Origin of the sequence: Acutalibacter sp. 1XD8-33 (assembly GCF_003612555.1) — a bacterium.
GTDB lineage: Bacteria > Bacillota > Clostridia > Oscillospirales > Acutalibacteraceae > Acutalibacter.
The window spans coordinates 152,241-166,812 of record NZ_RAZF01000002.1; the positions used below are offsets into that span (position 1 = coordinate 152,241).

Sequence of the window (14,572 nt, forward strand, 5' to 3'; positions counted from 1 at the left end):
AACTTTGTCGATATAAGTATACCCCCCCGGAAACAGAAAATCAACTGTTTTGTCACAATTTATTCATAAATTTCCTAAAAATTTCTTTCACGGCGGCAGAGCCGCCGAACTTAAGAACCAGCTTTGTCGGTTCTTAAGTTCATTTACTATACTAAACTGCTGCGGTACAACAGACATGAACGCGCTTTCGATAATTTACCTGTACTTACCGGTCCAGTGGATAGGCGGCGATTCTTACTTGGCCGTCAGGATAGATATCCGCGTAGACAGGAGTGTCTTTTTGGATAAGCCAATACTGGGAGGCGTTTGTCAGCTCCTCCGACAGGGGCCACTCTGGTTGAAGCAGAAAAGTAACGCTGGCCTGTACCAGAGAATCCGGCTGGTGGGTGATGAGCAGATCGCACCGGCCGGATGACTTGCCGTTCAAGTCCAGGATTACGGTTCTCCCGTTCAAACCCAACGTCAGTTGCCCTCCTTCTTGGGAGACTGCAGCCTCTACTCCTGGCAAGAGGGAAATGGTCTGCTCCTCCCGGCGAAGGAACTGGATTGGCGTTTGGGATAGCCGCAGCTCCTGGCCTACATATTGGTCGGAGAACAACAGGAGCTTCCCAGGGGAGCGGATAGAGAAGAGATTCCGGGCCATTTCCCGGGCTTGCCAGCTATGCTGGGGCACAAAGACAGCGTCCAGAGAGCATATGTTTCGCCGGGAAAGCAGTTCCTCCGCCGCGTCGCTGTCAGAACCACCTAGACTGAGGACGGCGGCGTGGCCATTCTGTATGGCGATCACACAGGAGGTGTCCCTGTCTCCGGAAATCGCCAGAGTAATGACGTCTTTCCAGTGGAGATGGTGCAGGACGCCGCCGGACCCTGAGATCAAAAGGATAACCGCAAAAGCAGCGCAGAAATGCCGACGTTTGGGGGCGGACATCACCAGTGGAATCGCCGCAGTAGTCAGGCATAGCCCCAGGATTAGCAGCCAGAGAGGGTCTTTCAAAGTGATATAGCCCCAGGGAATGGAGGCCAGCCGTTCCGCCAGCCAGAGTTCCAGCCGGGCCAGCCCGCCGCAGCACAGAGCCAAGGGCTCTACAGCAGCAGTGGGAAACTGGATACTGACCGCCATAATAAAGGGAAGGGAACAGAGGAGGAGCGCCGTGAGCAGCGGCAACATGAGGAGATTAGCCAGCAAGGTCAGCAGAGGGAATCCGCCGTAGACAGAAATCTGCACCGGCAGGCTGAACAGCACAGCGGAAAGAGTGACAGCGACGGCGGAAACTGTTGGACGAAGAAAACGGCGGAGCCGGGGGAACCGGCGCAGAGGCTTGATAAGAGTTTGATGCAAAGGGCGGCTGGCCGTCACAATACCTAGAGTGGCAAGGACAGAGAGGGAAAAGCCCAAGTCCCCGCCGGAAAAAGGATTCGTCAGGCAGATCACCAGCACTGCCACGCCAAGGGAATTCAAACTGTCTGGACGCCGGCCCAGGCTGTTGGCCAAAAGATACAGAAAGAACATGACGTAGCTTCGGATGGCCGAAGGGGGAAAGCCGGTGAGCATCAGGTAGAAAAAGAGGGGAACAGCACAGCCCAGATTCCGGACCGCCTTGGGCAGGGGCAGCCGAGAGAGCAGAAGCGTGAAGAACGCGGCTATCACCGACATGTGCAGGCCGGAAACAGCCAGCATATGGGAACAACCGATCCGGCTGAAGTGGGCATAGACAGAAGGGGTGAGCTTGGAGCGGTTGCCAGTGAGAAGGGCTTGAACCAAGCCGGACTCCTGCCTGGGCAGATAGCCGGAAATTGCCCGTTCCAGCAGGGAGCGGATTGCGGGCAGCATACTTTCCCCAGGGTAGAAGGCTCTGGGCACTGTGGAGACCTCATAGCCGGAGCAATACGCACCCAGCACGTTGCCATCGGCCAGCTGGGCGTTGCGGGTGGAGTATAATCCTTCTGAGGGAAAGCGGTAGAATAGGACCTCCGTCTCCGCGATGTCATAAGGAACGCAGTAAAATGCTTCACCACAGGACAGGCGGATGAGGAAAGGCTCCACCTCCTGATCGTTGATTTCTAGGACTCGGGCCGGATAATAGTAGCGGTTATAGCGGGCCTGGGGACGGTCCAAAATCTCCATGCGTACCTGTGCCTGTACGCCATCCAGGTGCTGCGCCGCTTCGGCTACACGATACCAACGATGGCAGTAAAGACCGAGTACAAGCCCGGCAGTGAGCAGGGCGATGGCGCAAGAGGCCAGAGCGGGTTTGATTCGAGGATCCAGATTGCGGGAGGCTTTTCCACCCGTTCGTTTATCCAAGACCAGAATCCATAGGCCAAACCCCAGGACATAAAAACCCAAGACCCCGCAGGCAGGGGCGGAAATTCCGGCCATACGGGGTCCGAAGCAGGCGGCGAACAGCGCTGCGGCAAAGGCAAAAAGGCCAGAAACCGCAAAGGGGCGGATCGGCATTTATTTAAAGAAAAGAGGCAGGGGCTCCAGGAAAAGGATATCGTCCCGGTCTTTGGCATCGCCCTCCGCCAGCACGCAGGCCTTGCCCACCACCTGTCCGCCGATGGTATGGAGAAGCTCTTCGATAGCGGCCAAGGACTCGCCGGTGGAGATTACGTCATCCACGATCAGAATGCGTTTACCCTTGAGATTTTCGCAGTCAGCTTTGGAAAGATAGAGCTTCTGCACATGGTCGGTGGTGATAGACTTCACCTCTACATGGATGGGGTCCTCCATATAGGCCTTGACGCCCTTGCGGGCTACTACGTAGTTCCGGCAGCCGATGCGGGCCATTTCGTAGGCCAGGGGGATGCCCTTGCTCTCGGCAGTGACGATGACGTCATGTTCCGGGCACTTCTCCAGCAGGGCGGCTGCGGTGCACTCCGTAACCTCCACATCGCCGAACATAACGAAACCCGCGATGTCCATGTGTTCGTTAATAGGGCAGATGGGCAGATTCCGTTCACAGCCCGCAATGTTGATTTTATACACACTCATGCCTTGATCTCTCCTTTTAGATTTTATATAATTATACTTTTTAAGAGTGTTACAAGGGCACTATTGCCGGTTTGAGCTATTCCCTGGCGCACTCATTAGGTTTTCACTTGAAGTACTCCACGCCGGAGCGGAACAGTCCCTGGTCCTTCTCGCCAGGCACATTCTTATAGAGATCCCTTCCCTGGCGCTCAGAGTGACCCATCTTGCCCAGAATCCGACCGTCCGGGCTGGTAATGCCCTCAATCCCGCACACGGAGCCGTTGGGGTTCCACAGAATGTCGCCGCTGACGGCCCCGTCCGGGTCCACATACTGGGTGGCGATCTGGCCGTTCTCAATCATCCGCTCCAGAGCCTCCTGGCTGGCCACAAAACGGCCCTCGCCGTGGGAAATAGGAATGGCGTGGACGTCCCCGACATTCGCCCCCCGGAGCCAAGGAGACTTCACGCTGGTCACCCGGGTGTATACCATACGGGAGGCGTGACGGCCGATGGAGTTGAAGGTAAGGGTGGGCGACTGGGAAGTGAGGGGCGTGATCTTTCCATAGGGCAACAGTCCCAGCTTGACGAGAGCCTGGAAGCCGTTGCAGATGCCCAACATCAGGCCGTCCCGGCGCTCTAAAAGCTCTGTCACCGCTTCGGAGATCCGGGGATTCCGGAACGTGGTGGCAATAAATTTACCCGAGCCCTCCGGCTCATCGCCGCCGGAGAATCCGCCGGGCAGCATAACAATCTGGCTCTCCCGGATGGCTTTCTCCAGACGGCGAATCGTCTCTTCAATATCACTAGGGGCCAGGTTTCGCACCACAAGAACCTGGGCTTCCGCTCCAGCCTTCTCAAAGGCCCGGGCGGAATCCACCTCGCAGTTGGTGCCGGGGAACGCCGGAATCACCACTCGGGGCCGGGCGGTTTTGATGGCGGGGGCCGCCGCGCTCCGCTGAGTATAGAGAGGCACATCCGCGAGCATGGGGGCGGCGGGTGCCCGGTTGGGGAATACTTTCTCCAGAGTGCCGTTCCAGGCGTCGATCAGCGCGTCGATGGAGACCTTGTCTCCGTCCAGCTCCACCTGGCCGCTACTGTTTGTGCGGCCCAGAGTAATACCTCCCTCTAACGGAGCCTTATCGGAGAGCGCTACAACCAGGGCCCCTTCCATGGGGGCAAACAGAATCTCCTGAGACAGACCGGGCTGGAACTTCAGGCCCAGCCGGTTGCCGAAGCACATCCGCAGGGCGCAGGCGGCGCTGCCGCCCTCCCGTACCACCCCGGCGGCGATAATCTCCCCGGACTGAATCTGTTTGGAGACAAGGCGGTACAACTCCTTCAGCCGGTCCCAGTCAGGCATATTCTGGGCGTCCCGGGGGATGGGCAACAGGGCCAGTCGGGCCCCAGGACGCTCCACACAGGCGGAGAGAGTGCCGCTGGCCTTGGTCATGGACACCGCGAAGCTCACCAGAGTGGGGGGCACGTCCAGGTCCTCAAAGGAGCCGGACATGCTGTCCTTGCCGCCGATGGAGGGCAGGCCCATGCCCAGCTGGGCCGAGAGAGCCCCCAGAAGGGCGGCGGCGGGCTGGCCCCAGCGCCTGGGGTCCTCGTGGAGCCGGGGGAAATACTCCTGGAAGGTAAGCCGGGCTTTCAGTGGATCCGCCCCTACGGCCGCCAGCTTGGAGAGGCTCTCCACCACCGCGTAGGCCGCGCCCAGATAGGGGGACCACCGGGAAACGGCGGGGATGTAGCCGTAGGCCATGGCCGTGGCGTCGTCGGTGTCTCCGGAGAGCACCGGGACCTTTGCCACCATGGCCTCTTCCGGGGTGAGCTGGTACGTCCCGGCAAAGGGCATGAGCACCGTGGCCGCGCCGATGCTGGAGTCGAACCGCTCCGAGAGGCCCTTCTGGCCACAGACCTCCAGCCGGGCCATATTGACCAGCAGGGCCTCCCCGCCAGTCTTGCCCGCTAGGGACTGGGGCACGGCATCCAGGGCACAGGGGCCCTGGGGGGCGGCGATCTCCGCCTCCGCGTTCTGGGTGACGCCGTTGGTGTCCAGGAAGGCCCGGGACAGATCCACGATGCCGTCCCCCCGCCACCGCATCTTCAGCCGGGGATTCTCCGTGACCACCGCCACGCTCTGGGCGTCCAGATTCTCCTCCGCCGCCAGGGCCCGGAAGGCCTCCACATCCTCAGGGGCCAGCACCACGGCCATGCGCTCCTGGCTTTCGGAGATAGCCAGCTCCGTGCCGTCCAGGCCCTCGTACTTCTTGGGAACTTTGTCCAGGTCGATCTCCAGGCCCGGGGCCAGCTCTCCGATGGCCACGCACACGCCTCCCGCGCCGAAGTCGTTGCATCGCTTGATGAGCCGGGCGGCCTTGGGGTTCCGGAAGAGCCGCTGGATCTTCCGCTCGGTGGGGGGATTGCCCTTCTGGACCTGGGCCCCGCACACCTCCACAGACTTCTCCGTGTGGGCCATGCTGGATCCCGTGGCCCCGCCGATGCCGTCCCGGCCGGTGGCCCCGCCCAGCAGCACAATCACGTCCCCAGGCACGGGCTCCTCCCGGCGGACGTTCTCCTTGGGAGACGCGCCGATCACCGCGCCGATCTCCAGGCGCTTGGCCACAAATCCAGGGTCATAGAGCTCGGTGACCTGCCCGGTGGCAAGGCCCACCTGGTTGCCGTAGCTGGAATACCCGGCGGCGGCCCCGGTGGTGATCTTCCGGGTGGGGAGCTTGCCGGGCAGGGCGGCGCTCAGGGGCAGGGTGGGGTCCCCGGACCCGGTGACCCGCATGGCCTGGTACACATAGGCCCGGCCGGAAAGGGGATCTCGAATGGCTCCGCCCAGGCAGGTGGCCGCACCGCCGAAGGGCTCGATCTCTGTGGGGTGGTTGTGGGTTTCGTTCTTGAACTGGATCAGCCAGGTCTCGGTCTTGCCGTCAATGGTGACGGGGGCCTCGATAGAGCAGGCGTTGATCTCGTCGCTCACGTCCAGATCGGGCACAAGGCCCTTTTTCCGCAGGTATTTCCCGCCGATGGTGGCCATGTCCATCAGGGAGACCGGGCGGTCGGCGTCCTTTCCGTAGAGCTCGTCCCGCAGGGCCAGATAGTCCTTGAGGGTCTGCTCCACGGCGGATTTCAGGGGCCCCTCCTGGGCGGCCACGGAGTGGAGCCGGGTAAGAAAGGTGGTGTGGCGGCAATGATCGCTCCAATAGGTGTCGATCACCCGCAGCTCGGTGACAGAGGGATCCCGATGCTCCTGGTCCCGGAAATAGTCCTGGCAGAAGAGCAGGTCCGAAAGGGTCATGGCAAACCCCATGGAGGCGTAGAATTCCTTCATTTTTGCCCTGTCCCAGCCGGTAAACCCGGCGATCCGCGCCACGTCCGCCGGGGCGGGGGAGCGCAGCTCCAGAGAGTCCGGCTTTTCCATGGAGGCCTCCCTGGCCTCCACAGGGTTAATCAGATAGGTTTTTGCCTGGGTAAACTCCTGGTCGGAGATTCCTCCAAAGAGGCAGATCACCTTGGCGGAGAGCAGAGCGGGGCGCTCCCCCTGGGTGAGCAGCTGGACGCACTGGGCGGCGGAATCCGCCCGCTGGTCATACTGGCCGGGAAGGAACTCCATTGCAAACGCCCGGCAGTCTGAGGGCAGAGGAAAAGTCTCGGGATACACCGCGTCCATATTGGCCTCGGACAAAATGGTCTTTGCCGCCAGGTCAAACTGCTCTGGGGTGAGGCCGTCCACATCATAACGGTTCAAGATGCGCACCCTTGAGAGGCCTCCGAGGCCCAAATTGTCCCTGAGATCTGCCAGAAGGTGCTGGGCCTCCACATCGAAGCCCGGATTCTTTTCTACAAAAACTCTCGTAACCATATAAAGCCCTCCGTTTTTATGAACTTCCCACTAGAGTGTGTTTTAAAACTTCAAACTGTATGCTTCGCGTCCATTATAGCACAAATCCAAAGGGAGTTTTCTCCGGATTTTGCAAAGCAAAACGAGCGCTTCGCGCGATGAGAGAAAACTCATGAGACACAACGAAGCCGGGCTTTCCCCTTGCGCTCCCTTGGCGTTGTGTCCATTATAGCACAACTTGCCGGGGAATGAAAAGGGGGTTCTTTCCTTTCCCCCTGCCAGCCTTAACAGTCGTAAGAAATTCGTAAGAAATTCATCGCGTTGTACTTAATCTGTTCATATTATTCTAAAAACCAGGATGAGCTCCATCCCTGAAAGGACGGAATGCAGATGAAAACCCTCTCTTATATAAACCTTATTATGGCGGCGCTGATCGGCGCCTGTTGCTGTTATCAGGCTCTCTATACCCTGGTGCGGCTGCGGGGCCGGAGCCGGCGGTTCACAGAGAAGTCCCTTTCCCGCTTTGCCGTGCTCATCGCCGCCAGAAATGAGGCCGCTGTCATCGGTCAGCTAATCGACAGCATCAAAGCTCAGGACTATCCCTCCTCTCTGGTGGATATTTTTGTGGTGGCGGATAACTGCACGGACAATACCGCCCAGATTGCCGCTCTTCATGGCGCTACGGTCTATCAACGGCGGAACCAGACTCAGATCGGCAAGGGCTACGCTTTGAATTTTCTTCTGACAAAAATCGCCCAGGAGCATCCCAAAGCAGCATACGACGGCTTCTTTGTCTTTGACGCGGACAATCTGCTGGATCCCGGCTACATCCGCGAGATGAACAAGGTGTTTTCCAACGGTTGTCCGGTGGTAACCGGCTACCGCAACGCCAAAAACTTTGGGGACAACTGGATTACCGCTGGCTATGGCCTGTATTTTCTTCGGGAGTCGGAGTATCTGAACCGGCCCCGGGACTATCTGGGCACCAGCTGCGCGGTATCCGGTACCGGCTTCCTGTTCTCGGCGGAGCTGTTGGAAAAGCTGGGGGGCTGGAATTATTTCGCTCTCACCGAGGATCTGGAGTTCAGCCTGGACTTGATCTGTCGGGGAGAAAAGATTGCCTACTGCGGCCAGGCCGTGCTCTACGATGAGCAGCCCACGGGCTTCAAGCAATCGGTGGTACAGCGGGCCCGGTGGATGAAGGGCCTCATGCAGATCTTAAGCAAAAACGGCGGCACAATCCTCAAGGCCATAGTAGGAGGGGGAAGTTTCGCCTGCTATGATATGCTCATCAATTCTATGGCTGCGGTGCTCATGGGCTTGTGCGTAATTCTGAACGTGGTAATGTTCGGGGTGGGTTTGGCAAATCCCAACCAGGCCGTGGCTCCGGTAATCCTCACCGCGCTTCTGGCCCTGGGCGGCTCCTATTTGGGGCTCTATTTTACCGGACTCCTCACCCTGATAACAGAGTGGCGGCGGATTCCCTGCTCCAGCCATCGGAAGATCCTGCTCGGCTTTACTTATCCCTTCTTCATGCTCAGCTTTATGGCCTCCTTGGCGGTGGCCATGTCCGGCGGGACAGAATGGAAGCCCATCCGTCACACCGTCGCGGTAAGTATTGGCGAACTGGACGGGAAACGATAGAATTCCATTCTATAAAGGTCTATAAAGAATCAGTATTCATCCCAGGAAAATCGCTCACGCGTAGGGTCTGTCCGCGATGAATACTGGTTTCTAAGTATATGCTGTAACGTAGTGAAAAGCGCAGGGCGGTGGCTCTGCGCTTTTCCTATATTTAAGAGGAGGCCTTTCGGAAGAGGGGCAGACGCACACGCGGGGTCTCTCTCCGTCCATTTCTTCTTGGAGTCATTACCGGCTCTGCCAGGCCCCCAAATAGAACTGGTACAGGGGCATAAGTCCGCCAAAAGACTCTGTCAGCAGCTGGGGGAGCTGTGGAGAAAACAAGTCTTGGCCAAAGAAATCTTCCCATCCGGCGCTGACCTCTCTGCGGTTGTACCAGGGGGCGATCACCGGGCCAAAGCTGCCCTTGGGGCGCTTGTACTCCTGTCCCCACAGGCGCAGCCTGTCCTGATGGGGCAGGGACAGAATCAGTTCCTCAAAGCCTGCTGGATCTGCCGCGATTCTTTTCCGGAAAAGCTCCCACTGTGCTCCGGTGGCCTCCCAGCATCCCACGCCGTGAGACGTGCCGTCCTTTCCCATCTCAAACCAGAACATGGGGCCCCGGGCTTGGTGATCTCCCCGCTGCAAAGAAAACCAGAGATGATCTTGATAGGGGCCCTTGCCATAGAGCCTGCGGGCGTCCCGATAAATCCGGGAGATATGAAGCTGAAAGCCCCGCTGGGGCCATTGCTCCCGCATTCGTTCCAGAGTTTCATGGGCAAGATCCTGAAAGGGCCGCTGCACAACCTGCTGAAACTCCTCCTTGTGCTCCTGAAACCACGGCCGCTGGTTGTTGAGCGCCAGCTCCCAGAAAAAATCAATACTCTCCTGGGGAATACTCTGAAACATAAGGCTCTCTCCTTTTCATCCATATTCTAAAAGTCCCGCCTTAAGTCGAGCGGATTTCCACCTGAGGGCCGGCCCCTTTCCCGCGTCTCGAATAGCACGGCGCCGCAGTTTCCCGCCCAGGCTTTGAGGTATACAGTCTTTACGCCCTAACTTTACCACATTTTATAGAGAGAAGCAAGGGAATTCGACACTTTCAGTCACTCCCCGGCAGGAGCTTTCGATTGACTTCCCACAGCAGATGAATTATAATGGACATAGAGAAAATCGGTCTGGGCCCTCCGGCCGAGAAAGGATTGAGACGTATGAAATTACTGGTAATCGGCGGGGTGGCCGCCGGTACAAAAGTTGCCGCCAAATTCAAACGGGAGGACCGTTCTACCCAGGTTACCCTGCTCTCTAAGAGCGGAGATATTTCCTATGCCGGGTGCGGGCTTCCCTATTACGTGGGCGGCGCTATCCCTGACCGGGATGGGCTGATTGTCAACACGCCCCAAAAGTTCCAGGGTCTGACCGGCGTTCAGGTTCTCACCCGGCGGGAGGCCGTGAAGGTGGACCCCTCCAAAAAACAGGTGGAGGCCAAAAATCTTGCCACCGGCGAGACGGAAAGCTACAGCTATGACGCCCTGGTGATTGCCACTGGCGCGTCTCCGGTAGTCCCCCCGGTGGAGGGTGTGGATCTGCCCGGCGTGTTCCAGATGCGCACCCCGGAGGACGCGGTGTCCATGCGGGACTATCTGGAGCAAAACAGCGTAAAAAGGGCCGTGGTTGTGGGCGGCGGGTTCATCGGCCTGGAAATGGCAGAAAACCTGCTTTCCAAGGGAGTCTCTCCCACCGTGGTGGAATTCACCTCTCAGATTATGCCCGGGGTGCTTGACCCAGAGATGGCGGCCTATGTAAAAAAACATCTCCAGGCTTCCGGCGTGCGGGTTCTCACCGGGGCGAAGGCTGAGGCAGTATTGGGCAAGAGTCAGGTAGAAGGCGTAAAAACCTCCGCCGGAACCATCCCCTGCGGCGCGGTGGTCCTCTCAGTAGGCGTGCGGCCCAACACCCAGTTCCTGGAGGGTTCCGGCATTGCGTTAGAGCGGGGCGCCATTGTGGTGGACGAAAAGCTGCGCACCAATCTGCCGGACATCTATGCCGCCGGGGACTGCGCTCTGGTGAAAAACTGCCTCACCGGCAAACCTCAATGGTCGCCTATGGGCTCCTCTGCCAATCTGGAGGGCCGGACCCTCTCCCAGGCTCTGGCGGGAGAGGACAAGAGCTTCCCAGGCGTGCTGGGCACTGCCGTGTGCCGGCTTCCGGGCTTGAACGTGGGCAAGACCGGCCTTACCGAGCAGGCCGCCAAAGACGGCGGCTACGATGTGGAAACCGCCCTGATGGTCACCGACGACAAGGCCCATTACTATCCGGACTCCGCCTACTTCATCATCAAGCTCATCGCCGACAAGGCCAGCCGGAGGCTACTGGGCGTACAGACTCTGGGGCCTGGCGCGGTGGATAAGATCACGGACCTGGGTGTGCTGGGCATGTCTATGGGGGCCAAGCTCTCCCACTATGAAAACCTGGACCTGAGCTACGCGCCGCCCTTCTCCACGGCCATTCACCCCTTTGTCCAGGCGGTTTACGTGCTGGAGAACAAGCTGGACGGCATTCTTGACAGCATGACTCCCGCCCAGTACGCTGCCGGCGCCGCTGAGGACTACACCATCGTGGACGTGAATCCGGCCCCTGCCATCCGGGGGGCAAAGTTCGTGGATCTTGCCTCGGTGGACAGTCCCATCGAAGGCCTTGGCAAGGATGAGAAGCTCCTGTTGGTGTGCGCCAGGGGCAAGCGGGCCTATTTCCTCCAGAACCGGCTGAAGAGTCTGGGCTATACCAACACTCTGGTACTGGAGGGGGCCAGCTTCTTCAACGATGTGCGGGTGAAGTCTCCCGGAGCGACGGTGCCCCCGGAAGAGGTCACCCGGGTAAAGGGGCTGGGTTTCCTCTGGGATAAGCGCACCCCAGACTGCTTTAACGGCCGGGTCATCACCCGCAACGGCAAGATCACCGCAGAGGAGATGCGGGCCATCACAGAGGCGGCGGAGAAGTACGGCAGCGGCGAAGTAACCATGACCTCCCGGCTAACCCTGGAGATCCAGCATGTGCCCTTTGACAACATCGAGCCCCTGCGGGAGGACCTGCGGGCGGCGGGCCTGGAAACCGGCGGCACAGGCAGCAAGGTTCGCCCGGTGGTCTCCTGCAAGGGAACCACTTGCCAGTATGGCCTGATCGACACTTTCGCCTTATCCGAGGAGATCCACGAGCGGTTCTTCCACGGCTACGCGGGGGTCAAGCTGCCCCACAAGTTCAAGATCGCCGTGGGCGGCTGCCCCAACAATTGCGTCAAGCCCGACCTAAATGATCTGGGCGTCATCGGCCAGAAGGTCCCCCTGATCGATCTGGAGAAGTGCCGGGGCTGCAAGGTCTGCCAGGTGGAGAAATCCTGCCCCATCCAGGTGCCCGTGCTGAACGAGGGCAAAGTGGTCATCGATGATTCCGCCTGCAACCACTGTGGGCGCTGCGTGGGTAAATGTCCTTTTAAGGCCGTGGAGGGCTTTGTGCCCGGGTACCGGGTCTATATTGGAGGCCGCTGGGGCAAGAAGGCGGCCCGGGGCCGCTACCTGGACAAGGTATTCACGGACAAGGACGAGGTGCTGGACGTGATCGAAAAGGCGATTCTGCTGTTCCGGGAACAGGGAATTACCGGCGAGCGCTTCGCGGACACCATCGCCCGGCTGGGCTTTGAGAACGTACAGGAGCAGCTCTTGTCCGACGGGCTTCTGAGCCGCAAGGAGGAAAACCTCAGCGCCCAGAAGCATATGAAAGGCGGCGCAACCTGCTGACAACTGCTTTTGCTTAAAAAACACGAATAGGAGGGGCGGCATTTTGCCGCCCCTTTCTTAAACTTAGGCAGAACAGCTGATTCCCATATCTCCTCTATTTCATCTGGCAGGCCTGGCCATGCCGCCTGCTGGAAAAGCCGGCAAATATCGTTCACCAGCGCGTTTGCCTCTATTCTTAAGTGGAAGTCCTTTTTGGAGAAAAGGGAGTGCGTCAGTCCTACAAAACAAAAAATTCAGAACTGGAAAACTGAAGCCCCCCAGTAGAGTCTTTCGTAAAACAGCACTCTTCAAAAAAGAGGAACAACCTGAGATCATCGTGGACAAAGCGGGGGATGGCAAAATAGCGGCGGTTAACTACCCAAGAGGCGTCTTCAAAGATATCCCGGTCTATCAGAGGGAAATATAGAAGCTGCTTCTGGGGCAAGGGCGTACCGCCATCCAGCCAGCAGGAGGTACGCGGCATAGAGCTGGTCCGCCGTCATCCCTAAAGCCCCTCTTTTTTCTCAGAATTGGCTGTCAACGACGAAAATCCGCGGATGGTTTCTAGGATCTTGTCGTGGGAAAGCATCGCCAGAAAAAGAATAAGCGTAACTGCGGAAAAACCAGACTTTCCCCTTTCCAGATCACAGTAGGAACGGGTAGACATGTGCAGCAAAGCTGCTACCCGTTCCTGCGTTAGATTTTTCTCTTGGCGGGAAATCGTGAGGACGTTCCGCAGATAAGATTTGAGTAGATTTTGGAACTTTCGCATAGGCAAGACCCCCTAAAAAATTCTTACAGGGAAATCTTATCAGAGGAGGAAATACACTTCCACGATGCATACATCAGATCTTGTTGAAACCAGGAAAGATGTGTAATAACTACCAGAAGCCGGGTGGCGGCCCTGCTTCTCCGCCGCCTTTTTCTAACACAGACCAGTATTGATTTCCATTATCCGCCCTTCTGCATTGCAGAAAGCAAGTTAAGGCAAGTTTTAACAAGCGCCGAATTCCGGCCAAATAAAATTCCTCACTGTAATAAATAGTATGAGAGGCTCACGGTAGAACAGAGCGGGTTGCAGAGATTTACAGAAGGCGTCAACCCTCCAGATGTAAAATTGATTGGATCGAATCGCTGAGCACTGCGGCCGCCTGGGCATGAGCGGCTTTTCCTGAGTGCTGACGGGAGCCGAACGTCTCCTCCGTAGTGTCCGGCAAAAGCAGGAAAGCCGCCCGCCGGTCTCCGGTTTCCACCTGATACCGGGCCACCGCCTCCCGGATGGACGCCGCCATCTCCCGGCCCAGCATTCCATAGGCCCACAAAAGGTAAGCGCCGGGATTTTTGGCCCGCAGCAGCTTGAGGAAGTTCACTGCTGCGTTCTGGAAGGACTCCCGCCCCTTTGCGTCCCTGGCCTGCCGAAAGCTCTCTCCAGTAGCCGGGTCCTGCCAGGGGGGCTGGTTTAACGCTCCGCCATCATTGGTGCCCAGATTCACCACCACCACATCCGGCTGCCACGCGGCAAAGTCATTTTCCTCATATGCTCCCAAGGCTCCGTTTGCCTCCCCTTCCAAAGGACCGCAAATCTGGGTGTAAACCCGGGGCAGTACATTATAAGGGTTATTGTCCCAGCTGGAAAGCACCCCCCAGCCGCTTTGGGACACCGTCCGGTATTCCGCGCCACAGGCTTCGGCGGTTAACATCGGGTAGCCATAAGCGGAAGAGAAGAACATGGGGATCCAGTCCTCCTCTCCTCTGGCCCCGATGAGCCCTTCTCCGGAAGTAATGCTGTCCCCAATGAACTCCAGCTTATAAGGCAGCCGAGACACAGGCAGTAGTTGGCCGTCCACCTTGAGGGCGTGAATCTGCATTCTGGCTTCTGGGTCATTGGGCATAGCCTGTACCTCTTTGAGGAAACGCACATTTTTGGGTCTGTCTGGATCCATTCCCCGGAACAGGCAGATCCAATGCCTTCCCTTCTCTAACATATGACGGCTGATCAGCGCGCCATTTATCAAGAGGGCCGCCCACTGCTCCAAGATGGAGTAGCTGGTTTCCACCTCCACCCAGAGCTCTCCTCCCTGGACGTTCAGCTCCAGACCGCTGCCAGTCCAGAACAGGGTAAGGGGTGAGCGGGACGAGGTGGTGCGTCCCCAGACCCGGCAGTTCCCGGCGGGGATTTCTGAAATTTTGTACTCGTTCAGCATAGGGATTCTCCTTTTTTGAGTATTAATAGCCTCTGGCAGCTCAGGGGCTCCAAGTCTCGCCTGCCGGCTCGGTCGGCGACGGACAATCGCCACTGGCGATTGTCGCCCCCTAAGAACCCCGCCACCTTTCTTCAAAATCTCGTGAGAATTT

General features: G+C 58.3%; 8 protein-coding genes. 2 read left to right on the forward strand and 6 right to left on the reverse strand.

Translation table 11 applies throughout. The annotated features are described in order from the left end of the window. Nucleotides 1-205 precede the first annotated feature (205 nt). From D7X94_RS02695 to D7X94_RS02705, 3 genes are all read right to left on the reverse strand, one after another. Nucleotides 206-2,305 (reverse strand): ComEC/Rec2 family competence protein, encoded by a 2,100-nt coding sequence (locus tag D7X94_RS02695; protein WP_158590863.1) that lies wholly within the window; start codon nt 2,303-2,305, stop codon nt 206-208. 153 nt (nt 2,306-2,458) lie between these two features. Continuing rightward, a complete protein-coding gene (locus D7X94_RS02700; protein WP_120426161.1) occupies nt 2,459-2,995 on the reverse strand; it encodes a phosphoribosyltransferase family protein in 537 nt (178 codons plus the stop codon). Between the two features lie 103 nt (nt 2,996-3,098). After that, nucleotides 3,099-6,845 carry a phosphoribosylformylglycinamidine synthase gene (locus tag D7X94_RS02705; protein ID WP_120426162.1) on the reverse strand — a complete coding sequence of 1,249 codons (3,747 nt, stop codon included), beginning with the start codon at nt 6,843-6,845 and terminating at the stop codon, nt 3,099-3,101. A gap of 369 nt (nt 6,846-7,214) precedes the next feature. Between D7X94_RS02705 and D7X94_RS02710 the strand changes: the two genes are divergently transcribed. Next, entirely contained in the window at nt 7,215-8,468 is a 1,254-nt protein-coding gene (locus D7X94_RS02710) for a glycosyltransferase family 2 protein (RefSeq protein WP_158590864.1), read from the forward strand. A gap of 225 nt (nt 8,469-8,693) precedes the next feature. On the opposite strand, the gene D7X94_RS02715 is transcribed toward D7X94_RS02710, so the two are convergent. After that, nucleotides 8,694-9,353: a DUF2461 domain-containing protein gene (locus tag D7X94_RS02715; protein WP_120426164.1), complete on the reverse strand. Its 660-nt coding sequence runs from the start codon at nt 9,351-9,353 to the stop codon at nt 8,694-8,696. A 302-nt stretch (nt 9,354-9,655) separates the two neighbouring features. Between D7X94_RS02715 and D7X94_RS02720 the strand changes: the two genes are divergently transcribed. Continuing rightward, nucleotides 9,656-12,238, forward strand: coding sequence for an FAD-dependent oxidoreductase (locus D7X94_RS02720; protein WP_120426165.1), 2,583 nt, complete (start codon nt 9,656-9,658; stop codon nt 12,236-12,238). Between the two features lie 484 nt (nt 12,239-12,722). Here the strand turns inward: D7X94_RS02720 and D7X94_RS02730 are convergent, their stop codons facing one another. Together D7X94_RS02730 and D7X94_RS02735 are read right to left on the reverse strand one after the other, a co-directional pair. Next, nucleotides 12,723-12,989, reverse strand: a complete 267-nt coding sequence (locus tag D7X94_RS02730; RefSeq protein ID WP_120426167.1) for a helix-turn-helix domain-containing protein — start codon at nt 12,987-12,989, stop codon at nt 12,723-12,725. A gap of 325 nt (nt 12,990-13,314) precedes the next feature. Next, a complete protein-coding gene (locus D7X94_RS02735; protein WP_120426168.1) occupies nt 13,315-14,421 on the reverse strand; it encodes a GDSL-type esterase/lipase family protein in 1,107 nt (368 codons plus the stop codon). Nucleotides 14,422-14,572 lie beyond the last annotated feature (151 nt).